General features: G+C 71.3%; 13 protein-coding genes. 3 read left to right on the top strand and 10 right to left on the bottom strand.

Going from position 1 to position 14,877, the window contains the following annotated elements:
• Positions 1–3: 3 nt before the first annotated feature.
• A complete protein-coding gene (locus tag EBE87_RS09850; protein ID WP_120640884.1) occupies positions 4–195 on the bottom strand; it encodes a hypothetical protein in 192 nt (63 codons plus the stop codon).
• A gap of 101 nt (positions 196–296) precedes the next feature.
• Positions 297–2,408, bottom strand: coding sequence for a YjbH domain-containing protein (locus tag EBE87_RS09845; RefSeq protein ID WP_122139975.1), 2,112 nt, complete (start codon positions 2,406–2,408; stop codon positions 297–299).
• Positions 2,409–2,534: 126 nt separating this feature from the next.
• Here EBE87_RS09845 and EBE87_RS09840 point away from each other — a divergent pair, with 126 nt between their 5' ends.
• On the top strand, positions 2,535–3,191 hold the full coding sequence (locus EBE87_RS09840; RefSeq protein WP_120641005.1) for a DUF1028 domain-containing protein: 657 nt from the start codon (positions 2,535–2,537) through the stop codon (positions 3,189–3,191).
• Between the two features lie 287 nt (positions 3,192–3,478).
• On the opposite strand, the gene EBE87_RS09835 is transcribed toward EBE87_RS09840, so the two are convergent.
• Genes EBE87_RS09835 through kaiC form a run of 4 tightly spaced genes read right to left on the bottom strand, consistent with a single transcriptional unit; the run spans position 3,479 to position 7,554 of the window.
• On the bottom strand, positions 3,479–5,197 hold the full coding sequence (locus EBE87_RS09835) for an ATP-binding protein (protein WP_199708048.1): 1,719 nt from the start codon (positions 5,195–5,197) through the stop codon (positions 3,479–3,481).
• A complete protein-coding gene (locus EBE87_RS09830; RefSeq protein ID WP_199708046.1) occupies positions 5,187–5,531 on the bottom strand; it encodes a circadian clock KaiB family protein in 345 nt (114 codons plus the stop codon). The genes EBE87_RS09835 and EBE87_RS09830 overlap by 11 nt, the downstream gene beginning before the upstream one ends.
• Positions 5,528–5,866, bottom strand: a complete 339-nt coding sequence (locus tag EBE87_RS09825; protein WP_120641002.1) for a circadian clock KaiB family protein — start codon at positions 5,864–5,866, stop codon at positions 5,528–5,530. Before EBE87_RS09825 ends, EBE87_RS09830 begins: the two co-directional genes overlap by 4 nt.
• Positions 5,863–7,554: a circadian clock protein KaiC gene (gene kaiC / locus EBE87_RS09820; RefSeq protein WP_122139983.1), complete on the bottom strand. Its 1,692-nt coding sequence runs from the start codon at positions 7,552–7,554 to the stop codon at positions 5,863–5,865. The genes EBE87_RS09825 and kaiC overlap by 4 nt, the downstream gene beginning before the upstream one ends.
• Before the next feature lie 349 nt (positions 7,555–7,903).
• Between kaiC and EBE87_RS09815 the strand changes: the two genes are divergently transcribed.
• Positions 7,904–9,112 carry an MFS transporter gene (locus EBE87_RS09815; protein ID WP_233560068.1) on the top strand — a complete coding sequence of 403 codons (1,209 nt, stop codon included), beginning with the start codon at positions 7,904–7,906 and terminating at the stop codon, positions 9,110–9,112.
• A gap of 346 nt (positions 9,113–9,458) precedes the next feature.
• On the opposite strand, the gene EBE87_RS09810 is transcribed toward EBE87_RS09815, so the two are convergent.
• Both EBE87_RS09810 and EBE87_RS09805 read right to left on the bottom strand, forming a co-directional pair.
• Positions 9,459–10,850 (bottom strand): FAD-binding oxidoreductase, encoded by a 1,392-nt coding sequence (locus EBE87_RS09810; RefSeq protein WP_120640894.1) that lies wholly within the window; start codon positions 10,848–10,850, stop codon positions 9,459–9,461.
• Complete coding sequence (locus EBE87_RS09805; RefSeq protein WP_120640895.1) at positions 10,847–11,731, bottom strand: dimethylarginine dimethylaminohydrolase family protein; 885 nt, start codon at positions 11,729–11,731, stop codon at positions 10,847–10,849. Before EBE87_RS09805 ends, EBE87_RS09810 begins: the two co-directional genes overlap by 4 nt.
• Positions 11,732–11,842: 111 nt before the next feature.
• On the opposite strand from EBE87_RS09805, the gene EBE87_RS09800 reads away from it, so the two are divergent.
• Positions 11,843–12,604, top strand: a complete 762-nt coding sequence (locus EBE87_RS09800) for an HpcH/HpaI aldolase family protein (protein WP_120640896.1) — start codon at positions 11,843–11,845, stop codon at positions 12,602–12,604.
• Positions 12,605–12,652: 48 nt separating this feature from the next.
• On the opposite strand, the gene EBE87_RS09795 is transcribed toward EBE87_RS09800, so the two are convergent.
• Both EBE87_RS09795 and EBE87_RS09790 read right to left on the bottom strand, forming a co-directional pair.
• A complete protein-coding gene (locus EBE87_RS09795; RefSeq protein ID WP_120640897.1) occupies positions 12,653–13,813 on the bottom strand; it encodes an amidohydrolase in 1,161 nt (386 codons plus the stop codon).
• Entirely contained in the window at positions 13,810–14,835 is a 1,026-nt protein-coding gene (locus EBE87_RS09790) for a pyridoxal-phosphate dependent enzyme (RefSeq protein WP_122139974.1), read from the bottom strand. Before EBE87_RS09790 ends, EBE87_RS09795 begins: the two co-directional genes overlap by 4 nt.
• Positions 14,836–14,877 lie beyond the last annotated feature (42 nt).

The following is a 14,877-nucleotide window of genomic DNA, read 5'->3' as shown; positions in this document are numbered from 1 at the left end:
CGCCTAGCGCGAGGCCGCCATGCGCCGCCGCAAGGGCTCCAGCCGCCGCAGCGGGTCCCGGGCGACCTTCGCGCAATCCGCCCCGGTGGTGTCGGAGGAGGCCTGCTTGTGCTTCCAGATGAGGGAGAGCTTGGACAGGCCCTGGCCATGCGCCCGCAGAACCCCGATCCGACGCGCGAGATCATCGCCGTTCATGTCGATCCTCCAGTTCTTGTTCTATCAACCATATGGGGCAGCCTCTCCCGGCCATGGAAGCCCCGACCGGTCAGGAGGCCGTGAGGAGGAAGGCGGCCGCCTCAGCGCGCGAAGCCGGCGATGCCGTCCCGCAGGCTGCCCGCCCGCCCGTCCCGCGTCACGTCCCACAGCGGATTGTCCACCGACAGACGCTGGCCGCCGTCGCGCTGGATGGGGCGGATCAGCACGCCGCCGCGCCCGCGGCTCTCGGCGCCGAAGAGGTTGAGCGGGATGCGGACATAGATGCCCTTGTCGAAGGAGCCTTCGCCGAACTGCGCGGCCGAGACATTGGTGACGGTGGCGAAGCCGCCGACCTCGATGCCGCTGGCGAAGCGGCGGCCCAGCTCGAAGGTGGCACCCCAGTCCCGCGCCAGGTACTTGCCCGCCCGCACCACGCCATAAAGGCCCCAGAAGGGCAGGTCGGCATAGAGCGAGAGATGCCCCGTGGTGGTGCTGTAGTTGCGGAAGCCCAGGCCGCCGTCGAAATCCCGCTGCCGCACCCAGTTGAGGTCCAGGCCGAGCGCGAAGCTGCGGTCGAAGGGCCGCCACAACACCTCGCCCGAGGCACCGCCAAACATCGGCTCCAGCCATCCCGCCGTGATGCGGGCGAAGACATCGGGCGCCAGGTTCCAGATCCGCTCGGCATAAAGGCCGGGGATGGAGGTCTTACCCTCGGCGGCATAGCGGCCATAGTCGGTGCGGACATGCGGCAGGCGGCTGTCGGAGGGCGGGCCGTCGTCCAGGTTGCCCAGCAGCACCTGCTGCACGCTGCCTGCCAGCCGGAAGCCCGCGCCCAGCGCGACCTGCCCGCCCGCCGCCACGCCGGCCTGCCAGCGCAGGGTGCGGGTCGGGTCGCCCAGTTGCAGCGACAGGCGCGGCTCCACCCCCCAGTTCCAGGCGATGCCGCCGGGCTCCAGGCTGCCGGGCAGGATCTCGCCGGTGGCGGGGCGGGGTAAGGCGGTGGCCCAGGCTTCCTCCGGGCTGGCGCGGCCGCTGGCCGTGGCCTCCAGCACGGCGCGGGGGATGTCCAGCACCGCGATCTCCGCCCCCGCCTGCCACCAGCGGATGCGCAGCATTTCTATCTGTGCCGGCAGCAGCGGCTGGATGGCGCGCAGCACCCGCGCCGCCACCTGCGGCTGGCCGGCGAAGCGGCCGCCTTCCACCGCGATCTCCGCCATCTGCCCATCCAGCCGGAAGGCCAGGGGCGTGAAGCCCGCCTCGGTCAGTGCGGCGAAGACCGGCCCGGCCAGGGCGGCGTCATCCACCGGCGCGGCACTGGCGGCCGGGCGCGGGCGCAGCGGTGGCGGCGCGGGTAGCGGCAGGGCAGGCGGCGCGGCCGGGTTCAGCCGCAGCGAGAGGCGGAACAGGATATCCGTGCCATGCGTGGCGAAGACCCCGGCATCCAGCCAGTCGTTGGACCATTGCAGGCCGTAGTTGAAGCGCGACTCCGCCCGGCCGCGCCGGCCGTCGCGCGCGGGGTAGCCGCCACGCTCGTCCCGCAGCGCGTCGCCGGCCCATTCCGCCTTGGCGCGCAGCCCCTCCAGCCGGCCCCAGGGTGTCTCGAAGCCCGGCACGCTCCACTCGATGCCCGCAAAGGGCGCCACGTCCTCGCCGCGGAAGAAGCCGCTCTGCACCCGCCCGCCGCGCCCGACGCTGCGCGGGCGGCGGTTGAAGGCATCGGCCACCTCGCCCAGCGGGTTGTTCCATTCGCCCCCGGTGCCGAGCCGGCCCCAGCCCAGCCCCGCCGAAAGGTCCAGCCCCCACCAGCGCTTGGAGGCCACCACATATTCGCCGCTGTAGAGCCCGGTGCCGATGAAGTCCTGCAGGCCCACCGCCACGGCCGGGGTCCATTCCCCTTCCCGCAGCAGGCGCAGCTTCAGGTCGAAGGCGCGGTCGGTGGTCATGCCCTCGCCGGTGGTGGCGTTCAGGCGCTCGGTCAGGCGGAAGGTGGTTTCCAGGAAGGGCAGGGCCTGGAAATTGACGAACCAGAAGCGCCGCTGGTGCCGCAGGCTGGCCCCGGCCTCCAGCGTGCCATCCTCCCGGAAGCGGGCGTTGCGGGTCTCGATCACGCCAATGCCGCCGAAGTCGCCGCCCGTCGCTGGCACCTCCTCGGCGCCCCCGGGGCGCGCCAGCAGCAGCAGGGCCGCCAGCGTCAGGCAAAGCGATCGGCGCATGGCGTCAGGCAGCGGAACCCGAATTCACGAACCCGTGATTACTACCGCAGCGTGTGCCCGAAAGCGATTCCCAACTGCATCGTCCAGGCATGGACAATGGCCAAGCCCGCCCTTTGAATGCGCGCCATGACCTTCTCTCTTCTCGGGCATTGCCCCCGCACCGGCCAGTTCGGTGCCGCCTGCACCACCTCCTCCATCGGCATCGGGGCCCGCGTGCCCTTCCTGGCCGCCGGCATCGGCGGCGTGCTGACCCAGCACCGCACCGACCCCCGCCTGGGCCCGCGCGGGCTGGACCTGCTGCGCAGCGGCTGCACCGCGCAGGAAGCGATGGCGGCCCTGGTGGCCAGCACGCCGGACCACGGCTGGCGGCAGATGGCGGCGATCGACTCCGCCGGGCGCACCGCGCATTTCCACGGCGCCCGCATGAAGCCCGCCCATGCCGAGGCGCATGGCGCCGGATGCGTCGCCATCGGCAACATCATGGCCAATGCGGATGTGCCGCGCGCCATGGTGGAAGCCTTCCTGGCCGAGCCTGAGGCACCCCTGGCCAGCCGCCTGCTGGCCGCGCTGCAGGCCGGCGAGGATGCCGGCGGCGAGGGCCGCCCGCTGGTCTCGGCCGCGCTGCTGGTGGTGGAGAAGGAAAGCTTCCCCTTCGTGGACCTGCGCGTGGACCGCGACGCGACGCCCATCGCTACCCTGGCCGGGATGTGGCGCGACTATGCGCCGCTGGCCGAGGAATACGTGTTGCGGGCGGTGGCGCCGGATAGCGCTGTCGGCGGCTAGCGGGGCCAGAGAGGGCGCTGCCCTCTCTGGACACTCCCGCCGGGGTGGAAAGTCCACCCCGGACCCCGCTTCGAGTTTTCTGGGGCTGAAGGGCGCGAGGCGGCACGAGGCCGGCAGCGTTTGAATCTTGAAAAAGGCCACGTGGGCTGAGGCCGCGGGCGCCAGAGGTCATGGACCTCTGGCGGAACCGCCGTGCCGCCAGCACCAAACTGATGGCGGGGTCTGGGGTGACACTGTCACCCCGGCGGGGAGGTCTGGAGGGGCGGCGCCCCTCCAGCGCGCTGCCGCTACTCGCCCTCGATGATCGCGCGGATGCGCGTCGCCAGGGCATCCAGCGCGAAGGGCTTGGTCATCACCTGCATGCCCGGTTCCAGCCTGCCGTTGCCCAGGGCCGCCGTTTCCGCGAAGCCGGTGATGAAGAGCACCTTCAGCCCCGGCCGGCCGGCGCGGGCGGCATCGGCCAGCTGGCGGCCGTTCAGCCCGCCGGGCAGGCCGACATCGGTGACCAGCAGGTCCAGCCGGCCTTCCTCCTGCAGCAGTTCCAGCGCCGAGGGGCCATCCGCCGCTTCCAGCGCCGCGTAGCCGAGGTCCTGCAGCACCTCCACCACCAGCATGCGGATCACCGGCTCGTCGTCCACCACCAGCACCGTCTCGCCATGTCCGGGGCGGGGGGCGGTGGCGGGGACGGGGGCGGTTTCGTCTTCCTCGCCAGTGCCGGGGTGGCGGGGCAGGTAGAGCCGCACGGTGGTGCCATGGCCTTCCTGCGACTCGATCCGCACCTGCCCGCCGGACTGCTTGGCGAAGCCGTAGATCATGGAGAGCCCGAGCCCGGTGCCCTCGCCGATCGGCTTGGTGGTGAAGAAGGGGTCGAAGGCGCGGGCGGCGACCTCGGGCGACATGCCGATGCCGGTATCGGCCACGGCGAGCGTCACGTAATGGCCCGGCTGCATGTCGAGCTGCGCCGCCAGGGCCGGGGAGATCTCGGCATTGGCCGTCTGCATCACCAGCGTGCCGCCCTCGGGCATGGCGTCGCGGGCATTGATGGCCAGGTTCAGCAGCGCGTTCTCAAGCTGGCTGGCGTCGCAGAGGATGGCGCCGGCATCGGCGGCCAGCGCCACGTCCAGCGTGATGTTGGGGCCCACGGTGCGGGCCACCAGCTCCTCCAGCCCCTGCACCAGCCGGTTGGGGGACAGGCGGCGCGGGTCCAGCGTCTGGCGGCGGGAGAAGGCCAGCAGCCGGTGCGTCAGCGCCGCCGCCCGGCTGGCGGAGGACATGGCGGCGGCGACATAGCGCTCCATCCCCGCCATCTGGCCGCGCGCCAGCAGGCCCTGCACCAGGTCCAGGCTGCCCATGATGCCGGTCAGCAGGTTGTTGAAGTCATGCGCGATGCCGCCGGTGAGCTGGCCCACGGCTTCCATCTTCTGGCTCTGCCGCAGCGCCGCCTCGGCGGCCTCGCGCTGGGCGCTCTCGGCGCGCAACTGGGCATTGGCGACGGAGAGTTCGCGCAGGTGGCCCTTCTGCACCGTCAGGTCCGTCAGCACGCCGCAGAGCATCGGGCGCTCGCCTTCCAGCGGCAGCAGGCCGAGCGAGATATAGACCGGCACGTCCCGCCCGTCCGGCCCTTGCAGCCCGATCTCGCCGCGCCCGCCATTGGTCAGCAGGCGGTCGAAGGCGGGCAGGTCCTCTTCCCGCAGGAAGGGCTGCAGGGGGCGGCCCACGATCCGCTCCTGCGCCGTGCCCAGCATCTCCGCCAGGCGGCGGTTGCAGTAGAGCACGGTGCCGTCGGGGGCCAGGGTGACGGCGGCCTCCTGCATCTGCTCGATCAGCACGCGGTAGGGGCGGTCGGCGGATTCCAGCGTATAGACGCGGTGTTGCTGCGCGCCGCTGACCACCAGGGCATCGATGTCGCCACGGCGGATGGCGTCGAGCGTTTCCTCGCTTTCCTGCAGCCGGGCTTCCAGCTCCCGGGCGCGGCGGCGCCAGAAGACGGCCTCGTCAGCCGACATCCTCATCCTCGCCAATGGCCAGGGTGATCATGCGCAGCACCCGCTGCTCGTCCGAGAGGTCGCCCACCAGCCGGCGCACCGGGGCAGGGGAGATGCGCAGCAGGGTGGGGGCTGCCACCACGCCGTCGCGCTCCGCCAGTTCCGGCTGCTGGTAGATGTCCACCACCTCCAGGTCCACCGCCGCCCCAAGCGCCTGCTGGCAGAGCTGGCGCAGCTCCTGCACCGTGCGCAGCGAGCGGGCGCTGCTGCCGGCCACGAAGAGCCGCAGGCGGTAGCCGGCGGCAATGCCGGGCGGCGGCGAAGGGGCGGGCACCGGCCCGGCCTCGTTCTTCACGGCGCCTCCTGGGGCCGGATATCCAGCCCCACCAGGACCTTCTCGGTATTGGAAAGGTCGCCGATGATCCGCTTCAGGGGCGAGGGCAGCCGGCGCACCAGCGTCGGGATGGCCAGGATCTGGTCCCCCGCCGCCAGCCGCGGGTTCTGCATCAGGTCGATCACCTCGATCTCGTAGCGCCCGGCCAGGTGCTGCTCGCAGACCTTCTTGAGATTGGCCATGGCGGTCAGCGACTTCGGCGTCTGCCCCGCGACATAAAGGCGCAGCCGGTAGAAGCCGGCGTCATCCTCCTCGGGCGTGGTCAGCGGGCCGGAGCTCTCGGGCTGGGCGTTCATTCGGCGGCGTTCCGGTGGCGGTACATGGCGTCTCGGTCTCGCTCCAGCGCGGCCTCGCGCTCGGCATCCTCCGAGTGCAGCAGGGCGATCTCTTCTTCCTCGGCCTCCAGGGCGGCGCGCAGCTCGGCCATCTGGCGCTCGGTCGCCTCCCGCCGCCGCGCCAGGTCGCGCTGGCGCCGCTCGGCCTCCTGCCGCCGCCGCACCCGCGCCGCCTGCTCCCGCGACGCCTGGATCACGCGGGCGGAACCGGTCAGCACGCCCTCGGGACCGATATATGGCTCGATCATCCCGATGCCGCTGCCGCTCATGACATATTCCCGCACCTGGTTGGAATGGCTCATGCCGCGGGACTTGATGACATAGAGGGTGCGGTTCATCTCGCCATTGGCTTCCTCGTTGAACAGCCGCACCCAGCTGTCCATGAGGGAGGACATGCCGAGGTCCTGCTGCGAGGAAACATAGTTCTGGTGCAAGAGGCTGGTCAGCAGCGCAGTGATGCCGCGCGCCTTCAGCAGGTCCACCATCCGCAGCAGCACGGACTGCACCTCCATCTCCGGCCCATTGAAGGCGGAAATAGGGTCGATCACCACCGCCTGCGGCTGGAAGAGGTCGAGGTCGCGGTGCATCCGCGCCAGATGCATCTCCAGCCCGTAGAGGCTCGGCCGCGCCGCCTCGAAGCGCAGCAACCCGCTCTCGACATGGCGGGCGAGGTCGAGGCCGACGGAGCGGGCGTTGCGGATGATCTGCGCCGGGCTTTCCTCGAAGACAAAGAAGAGGCAGCGCTCGCCGCGTGCGCAGGCGGCATCGACGAAGCAGGAGGAGAAGGTGGTCTTGCCGGTGCCCGCCGTGCCGGTCAGCAGGATGGAGGAGCCGCGGTAAAAGCCGCCCGCGCCCAGCATGGCATCCAGCCCCGGCACGCCGGAGGAGACGGTCTCGGAGGAGACCTCATGCGTCAGCGCCGCCCCGGTCACCGGCAGCACGCTGATGCCCTGGCTGTCGATCAGGAAGGGGTATTCGTTGGTGCCATGGGCGGAGCCACGGTACTTCACCACCCGCAGGCGGCGCGTGGTGATCTGTTCGTGCACCCGGTTGTCCAGCAGCACCACGCAGTCGGAGACGTATTCCTCCAGCCCCTGGCGGGTGAACTGCCCCTCGCCGCGCTCGCCGGTGATGACGCAGGTGAGGCCGCGCTCCTTGATCCAGCCGAACAGCCGGCGCAGCTCGGAGCGCAGCACGGCCTCGTTGTCGAGGGAGGAGAAGAGCGTCTCGATGGTGTCCAGCACCACGCGCTTGGCGCCGACGGAATCCACCGCCCAGCCGAGGCGGAGGAAGAGCCCCTCCAGGTCGTATTCGCCGTTTTCCTCGATCTCGGAGCGGTCGACCTGCACGTGGTCGATGGCGATGCGGCCGTCCGCCACCAGCTTGTCCAGGTCGTAGCCGAGCGAGGCGACGTTGGCGACGAGGTCCTCGGCGCGCTCCTCGAAGCTCATGAAGACGCCGGGCTCGTCGTAGAGCGTGGCGCCGTTCACCAGGAAGGTGGAGGCGAACATCGTCTTGCCGCTGCCGGCGGAGCCGCAGACCAGCGTGGGGCGGCCGGCGGGCAGGCCGCCCAGGGTGATGTCATCGAAGCCGGCGATGCCGGTGGGCGCCTTCGGCAGGGACGGGCGGGCAGTGGCCTCAGCGGGCATCAGGCGATCCATATCTCCAGCGGTGTGTCGCACAGGCCGCGCGGCGGGAGGTTTCGCCGCACCGCTTGCCGCACCGTGAGCGGCGCGAAGGCCGGGCGCTGGAGGCAGCCCGGGCATGCGCCCCAAGCTTCATGCCATCCGCAGGATGGCAGCCCGGCTCATGCGTGGCCCGACTCTATTGCGCCGAAAAGGTCAAAGCAATACGGCGCCGCTGCAGCCCGCGCGCATGGCTTGAAAGGCAGGCCGGCGCCGGGCGCGGGGGAGCCGGAAAGGCTGCGCCCTGGCCGCTCTCCGCCGTGCCGGGCGGCTCGCCGCCGCTGCCTTGTCACCCCGCTGGAGCCAGCGCAGCATGGCTGCCATGACCACCGATACCCCCGCGCCGGCCGCCATCCGCAGGATGGTGGCGGTGTTCGGCCTTTGCGGCTTCGCGGCCTCGCTGGCCACCCGGGCGCTGGACCCGCTGATGGCGGAACTGGCCCGCGACTTCTCCGCCCCGCATGGGCAGGTGGCGCTGCTGGCAACGGCTTTCGCGCTGCCCTACGCGCTGGTGCAGCCGGTGCTGGGCCCGGTGGGGGATGCGCTGGGCAAGCGGCGCATCGTCACGCTCTGCGCCGTGCTGCTGGCGCTGATGCTGGCCCTCTGCGCCCTGGCGCCGGGCCTTTCCTGGCTCTTCGCCGCGCGCGTCGCCTCCGGCCTCGCCGCCGGCGGCATCTTTCCGCTGACGCTGGCGCTCTTCGGGGACAGCGTGCCGCTGGCGCAGCGGCAGGTGGCCATCAGCCGCGTGCTGGGCTGCTCCATCCTCGGGCAGCTCTGCGGCGGCATCCTGTCCGGGCTGGTGGCGGAGCATATCGGCTGGCGCGGCGTCATGGCCATCTGCGCCGCCGTGGCCGTCCTGGCCTTCCTGGTGCTGGTGACGGAGGCGCGCGGCCGGCCGCGCGCGCCCGTCGGCCCGCGCCCCCGGCTGGGCGATGCCCTGCGCCGCTACGCCGCCATCCTCCGCACCCCGGCGGCGCGGCCGCTCTTCATCGGCGTCTTTCTGGAAGGCATGGCGGTCTTCGGCGTGTTTCCCTTCTTCTCCGTGCTGCTGGCGCGGGGCGACATGCCGGGCACCACCCAGGCCGGGCTGGCGGTGGGTGCCTTCGGGCTGGGCGGATTCGGCTACACGCTGCTGGCGCCGCTGCTGCTGCGCCACCTGGGGCAGGGGCGGATGATGCAATCGGCCGGTGCCTCGGCTGCCCTCGGCCTCTGCGGCATCGCCGCCGCGCCGCTGGGCGCCGTCTGGCCGCTGCTGGGCGCCTTGCTGCTCGGCCTGGGCTATTTCATGCTCCACAACAGCATCCAGGTGCGGGTGACGGAGGTGGCGCCCCAGGCCCGCGGCTCGGCGGTGGCGCTGCATGCCTTCTGCTTTTTCCTGGGCCAATCCCTGGGGCCGGCGGTCTATGGCAGCGGGATCAATGGCTTAGGCACGGCCAGTACCATGGCCCTCGGGGCGGCGGGCATCCTGGCAGTGGGCGTCTGGCTCGGCGCCCTGCGCCCGCCGGCCCGGAACACAGCATGAATCGCAACAAGGCAAGCCAGCCTGAATCAAAGACTTGTTCCGAGTCGCGATTGATTTATGGCGGATGGAAACGAATGTTCCGGGGGCACAGGATCTCGTGGGTGGCGGCTGAATCAACCACAAGGGGAATCAGGATTCGTTCTTGCCGCCTCCCCGAGTCGTGCCCGGCCTGAGCCTGGCCAGAAAGGCGCCGCCTTCCGGACCTTTCCCGCTGGGGCGACAGGGTCACCCCAGGCCCCGGCATGCATTCAGGCGACCGGCAGCCCCGCTGAACCCGCAGCGGGGTCCGGGGTGGACTTTCCACCCCGGCGGGGGTTCCAAGGGGGCGGCGCCCCCTTGGCCGCGCTCAGTTCCCCGGGAACATCTTCCCCGGGTTCAGGATGCCCTTCGGGTCCAGCGTCGCCTTCAGCGACAGCATGACATCCAGCACGTCCTGGCCATGCTCCTGCGCCAGGAACTCGCGCTTGCCCAGGCCCACGCCATGCTCGCCGGAGCAGGTACCGCCCAGCGCCAGGCCGCGCGCGACGATCTTGCGGTCCAGCTCCCAGGCGCGCTCCAGCCCCTTGGGGTCGCCCTCGGGGAAGAGGATGACGCAATGGAAGTTGCCGTCGCCGACATGGCCGACGATGCAGGTGTTCTGCCCCATCGCCACCGCGTCTTCCTTGGCGCCGACAATGGCTTCGGCCAGCTTGGAGATCGGCACGCAGACATCGGTGGTGATGCCGCGGCAGCCGGGATAGAGCGCATTGGCCGCCCACCAGGCATCGTGCCGCGCCTTCCAGAGCTTGTTGCGCGCCTCGGCGTCATGCGCCCAGGCGAAGCCCTTGCCGCCCATGTCGGCGGCGATGGCCTCCACAGCCTCCGCCTGTTCCTTCACGCCGGCGGGCGAGCCGTGGAATTCCAGGAAAAGCGTGGGCTGCGGCTGGAAGTCCAGCTTGGAATAGGCGATCGAGGCGCGCATCTGGTCGGCATCCGCCAGCTCGATCCGGGCCACGGGGATGCCGGCCTGCATCACCATGATGGTGGTCTCGACGGCGGCGGCGAGGCTGTCGAACTGGCAGACGGCGGCCGAGGTCGCTTCCGGAATGCCGTGCAGGCGCAGGCGGATTTTGGTGACCACGCCCAGCGTGCCCTCGCTGCCGACAAACAGCCGCGTCAGGTCATAGCCATTGGCGGCCTTGCGGGTGCGGCCGCCGGTCTGGATGACGCGGCCATCGGCCAGCACCACTTCCAGGCCCAGCGTCGCTTCCTTCATGGTGCCGTAGCGCACGGCGTTGGTGCCGCTGGCCCGCGTGGCCACCATGCCGCCCAGCGAGCAATGCGCGCCGGGATCGACCGGGAAGAACAGGCCCTGGTCGCGCAGGTAGTCGTTGAGCTGGTGGCGGGAGACGCCGGGCTCCACCAGGCAGTCCATGTCCTCCGCATTCACTTCCAGGATGGCGTTCATGCGGGACAGGTCGAGGCTGATGCCCTTGCGCACCGGCACCACATGCCCTTCCAGGCTGGTGCCGGCGCCGAAGGGCACCACGGGCACGCCATGGGTGTTGCACAGCCTGAGCACGCGGGAGACTTCCTCCGTTTTCTCCACGAAGGCCACGGCATCGGGCAGCACGGGCGGGTTGGCGTCCTCGCCCTTGGCATGCTGCTCGCGGATGGAGGCATTGGTGGAAAGCCGCTCGCCCAGGAACTCGCGCAGCGCGGCGATCACGGTCTCGACGGGGTTGGTCTCGATATTCATGGGGTTTCCTCCTCCCGCGAGAGTGGGCAGGTCAGACAATGCGGGCCGCCGCCACCGAGCGTGAACAGCGACAGTTCGGGGTCGAGCACCACCAGGCCCTCGGCCCGCAGGGCGGCGTTCAGCGCCGTGCTGCCGCGCGCCGATACCACGCGGCCTTCGCCCAGCGCCAGGATGTTGCAGCCGAGATTCATGACATCGCGGTAGGACACGGGGATGCAGCGGATGCCATGGTCCTTGAGCCAGGCGATGAAGCCAGGGTCCAGCACATCCACGCAGGCCACCGCCAGCCCCGGCGCCGCCATGCAGAAGAGCACGTCGAGATGCAGGAAATGCTCGTCGAAGGGTTCGACGCGCACTTCCCAGCCCTCGGCGCGCAGCCAGCCGGCCAGTTGCTCGGCCCCCGCCTCGTCGGTGCGGCCGCCGGAATGGCCGATGACGGCGAGGCCGGGGCGGATGATGTGGATATCCCCGCCTTCCAGCGTGCCGGCGGAGGATTTTTGCCAGAAGGCGCTGCCCTGCGCGGCGTGGAAGTCGATCAGCCCGGCATATTCGCCGCGCCGCTGCGGCCGCTCCAGCTGGCAGAGCACGGGGCCCCGATGCGTCACCACCACGCTGTCCCGCGTATAGACCATGTAGGGCAGGTGCGGCTCCGGCCGCAGGCGGTGCACCCGCACGCCGGCTTGCTCCATCGCCGCCACCAGCTCGGCATGCTGCGCCATCAGGTGGTGCTGCGCCGGCGCCTGGCGGCTTTCGGCCAGGGTGCGGCGCGCGATCGTGTTGGTGGGCAGCCAGCGGTAATGGTCCGGCGGGCAGACCAGCACCTCCCGCAGATGCGCGGTTTCCGAGGCGGCGGTCCAGCGTGGGGCGGATGGGTTCGGCATGCCGGGCAGGCTAGGCCCGCGCGCGGGTGCCGGCCAGGGGCCGCGTTGACGCTGCGCGAGGGACAGGCCTAGCCTTCCGCGCTGCGTGTCGCAGCGGAGGAACGTAGAAGAATGCCCAACCCGATGAAGGATGCCTGGCGCGCCGGCCGCGCGGTGGTGAATGGCTGGATTTCCATTCCCTCGGCTTTCGGCGCCGAGCTGATGGCCAAGGCCGGCTTCGATGCCCTGACCGTGGACATGCAGCACGGCATCCAGGATTACGCCTCGGCTGTGGCCTGCATGCAGGCCATCGCGGCGCATCCGGTGGTGCCGGTGGTGCGCGTGCCCTGGAACGAGCCCGGCATCATCGGCAAGGTGCTCGATGCCGGCGCCATGGGCGTGATCTGCCCCATGGTGAACAGCGCTGCCGAGGCCCGCGCCCTGGTCGATGCCTGCCGCTACCCGCCGCTGGGCCAGCGTTCCTTCGGCCCGATCCGCGCCGCCATCTATGGCCAGGCCGGCAGCTACTTCGCCACGGCCAACGAGGACGTGGCCGTGATCGCCATGATCGAGACCAAGCAGGCGCTGGATAATCTCGAATCCATCCTGGACGTGCCGGGCATCGACGGCGTCTATATCGGCCCGGGCGACCTGGGGCTGTCCATGGGCCTGCAGCCGATGCTGGACCGCAAGGAGCCGGAAGTGCTGGCCGCCTATGACCGCGTGCTGGAACAGGCGAACAAGCGCGGCATCATCGCCGGCATCCACAACGCCACGCCGGAATATGCCCTGACCATGGTGCAGCGCGGCTTCCGCTTCGTCACCGTCTACAACGACGCGGCGACGGTCGCGACTGGCGCGATCCGCGACGTGGCGGTGATGCGCAAGGGCTGAGCAGCCCGCAGCCAGCCGGCCTCCGGAACCGGAGGCCGGTTGCCGCCCTTACGCCACCGGCAGCCGCTGGCGCGCCAGGGTGGCGAAGAAGCGCACGCCATGCGGAATGGCCTCGTCGTTGAAATCGTAACGCGGGTTGTGCAGCGGCGCTGAATCCTCGCCATTGCCGAGGGAGGCGAAGCAGCCCGGCGCGGCTTCCAGGAAGCGCGCGAAATCCTCGGAAGCCGAGATGGGCTCAGCATCCCCGCGAACCCATTCCGCGCCCAGCGCCGCCCGCGCCGCTTCCAAAGCCGCCAGGGTGGGCGCCGCGTCATTCACCAGCGGCACGAATTCGCGCGTATAGGTCACCTCCGCCTCCAGCCCATGTGCCATGGCGGTGCCGGCGGCGATGCGGCGCAGCTCCGCCTCGATCTCCGCGCTGATCTCCGGGCGGAAGGAACGGGTATCGCCCAGGATGCGCGCGAGGCCAGGCAGCGCGTTGCGCGTGCCATCCGTCAGCAGCTCGGTCACCGAGACCACCGCCGCCTCCGCCGGGCTGATGCGGCGGGAGACAATGGTCTGCAGGTTCACCACCAGGGCGCAGGCGCCTACCAGTGCCTCCCGCCCCGCCTGCGGCCGCGCCGCGTGGCCGCCGATGCCGCGCAGCAGGATCTCGAAATTGTCCTCGGCCGCCATGGCGGGCCCGGCCCGCGCCGTCACATGCCCCAGCGGCAGGCCGGGCATGTTGTGAAGCCCGTAGATCTCATCGAAGGGAAAGCGCGTGGCCAGCCCGTCGGCCAGCATGGCCAGCGCGCCCTTGCCCCATTCCTCGGCGGGCTGGAAGACGAAGTGGACGGTGCCGTCGAAGCCACCTTCCGCCGCCAGCAGCGCCGCAGCGCCCAGCAGCATGGTGGTGTGCCCGTCATGCCCGCAGGCATGCATCAGTCCGGCATGGGTGGAACGCCAGGGCTGCTCCCCCTGCTCCGTGATGCGCAGCGCGTCCATGTCGGCGCGCAGCGCGATGGCGCGGGTGCCATTGCCCCGCCGCAGCGTCCCCACCACCCCGGTGCCGCCGATGCCTTCCGCCACCTCCAGCCCGAAGCCGCGCAGCCGCGCTGCCACCAGCCCGGCGGTGCGGTGTTCCTCAAAGCCGAATTCGGGGTGGCGGTGGAAGTCCCGCCGCCAGTCCCGCAGCTCCGCCCAGAAGGATGCCTCGGCTTCCAGGCTCATGATGCCACCGCAGCCTCGCTGATGATCAGCAGCACGCGGCTCTCCGGCGGCAGTGCCGGCCCCGCCAGCAGCGCCGCCAGCCCGGTGGCGCCGGAGGGCGTGGTCTCCGGCCCGCCGCAGTCCCGCAGCACCGCCGGCGCCTCGGCCAGCCCCGCTTCCGGGACGGTGATGCCTTCCGCGCCATGGCGGCGCAGGATGGCGAGCGCCGGCGCGCTGACCTCGCCGGCGGAGAGCATCTCGGCCGCCGTGTCCAGGCTGCCGGAGAGGCGCAGCACCCGACCCGCCGCCAGCGCCGCGCCGACGCAGGCGACGCCTTCCGGCTCCGCCACCAGCACGCGCGCGGGGGGCGCCATCCAGCCCGCCAGCCCTTCCGCCATCGCCGCCGCCAGCCCGCCGACGCCGGCCTGCACCGACAGGTGGCTGGGCCGCTGGTGCCCGGCGGCTTCCACCTGCGCGCGGATCTCCATGGCCATGACGCCGTAGCCGGCCATCACATCCGCCACCACCGGGTCCGCCGGGTCCGCGGCGGTATCGGGCACCAGGATGCCGGCGCCCTGCCGCGCCGCCGCCGCTGCCGCATCCACCGAATCATCGTAGTTGCCATCGACGCGGATGATCTCGGCACCCTCATCGGCGATGCGCCTCTCCCGCGCCTCCGGCACCCCGGCATGTAGGTAGACGCGTGCGCTGCCCCCCACGCGCCGCGCCGCCGCCGCCACGGCCAGGCCATGGTTGCCGTCGCTGGCGCAGATCAGCGCGGGCAGCGGCGTGGCGGGGCGCCGCGCCGGGTCCAGCAGCGCCTCCACCGGCACCCCGGCGGCACGCGAGAGGGCGCGCAGCCCGGCAAAGGTGCCGCCCAGCGACTTGAAGCTGCCCAGCATCCGCCGGCTTTCATCCTTGGCCAGCACCTGGGCGACGCCAAGGCGCCGCGCCAGTGCGGGAAGGTCCAGCAGCGGCGTCGGCGCATAGGCAGGGGAAAGGGAGCGCAGCATGGCCGCGATCTGTTCGGTGGGCATGGTCATGTCGCGTATTCTGCTTCGCCCCACCCGGCGGCAGGCGCCGTT

This window comes from Teichococcus wenyumeiae, from assembly GCF_003696345.1.
In the GTDB taxonomy this organism is placed as follows: domain Bacteria; phylum Pseudomonadota; class Alphaproteobacteria; order Acetobacterales; family Acetobacteraceae; genus Pseudoroseomonas; species Pseudoroseomonas wenyumeiae.
Note: the sequence above shows the minus strand (reverse complement) of the source record. Positions and strands in the feature narration are given on the sequence as shown.

Bases quoted from the DNA above. Each gene is read 5' to 3' on its own strand.
- EBE87_RS09850 (WP_120640884.1), bottom strand. From the start codon at position 195: ATGAACGGCGATGATCTCGCGCGTCGGATCGGGGTTCTGCGGGCGCAT.
- EBE87_RS09845 (WP_122139975.1), bottom strand. From the start codon at position 2,408: ATGCGCCGATCGCTTTGCCTGACGCTGGCGGCCCTGCTGCTGCTGGCG.
- EBE87_RS09840 (WP_120641005.1), top strand. From the start codon at position 2,535: ATGACCTTCTCTCTTCTCGGGCATTGCCCCCGCACCGGCCAGTTCGGT.
- EBE87_RS09835 (WP_199708048.1), bottom strand. From the start codon at position 5,197: ATGTCGGCTGACGAGGCCGTCTTCTGGCGCCGCCGCGCCCGGGAGCTG.
- EBE87_RS09825 (WP_120641002.1), bottom strand. From the start codon at position 5,866: ATGAACGCCCAGCCCGAGAGCTCCGGCCCGCTGACCACGCCCGAGGAG.
- kaiC (WP_122139983.1), bottom strand. From the start codon at position 7,554: ATGCCCGCTGAGGCCACTGCCCGCCCGTCCCTGCCGAAGGCGCCCACC.
- EBE87_RS09815 (WP_233560068.1), top strand. From the start codon at position 7,904: ATGGCTGCCATGACCACCGATACCCCCGCGCCGGCCGCCATCCGCAGG.
- EBE87_RS09810 (WP_120640894.1), bottom strand. From the start codon at position 10,850: ATGAATATCGAGACCAACCCCGTCGAGACCGTGATCGCCGCGCTGCGC.
- EBE87_RS09805 (WP_120640895.1), bottom strand. From the start codon at position 11,731: ATGCCGAACCCATCCGCCCCACGCTGGACCGCCGCCTCGGAAACCGCG.
- EBE87_RS09800 (WP_120640896.1), top strand. From the start codon at position 11,843: ATGCCCAACCCGATGAAGGATGCCTGGCGCGCCGGCCGCGCGGTGGTG.
- EBE87_RS09795 (WP_120640897.1), bottom strand. From the start codon at position 13,813: ATGAGCCTGGAAGCCGAGGCATCCTTCTGGGCGGAGCTGCGGGACTGG.
- EBE87_RS09790 (WP_122139974.1), bottom strand. From the start codon at position 14,835: ATGACCATGCCCACCGAACAGATCGCGGCCATGCTGCGCTCCCTTTCC.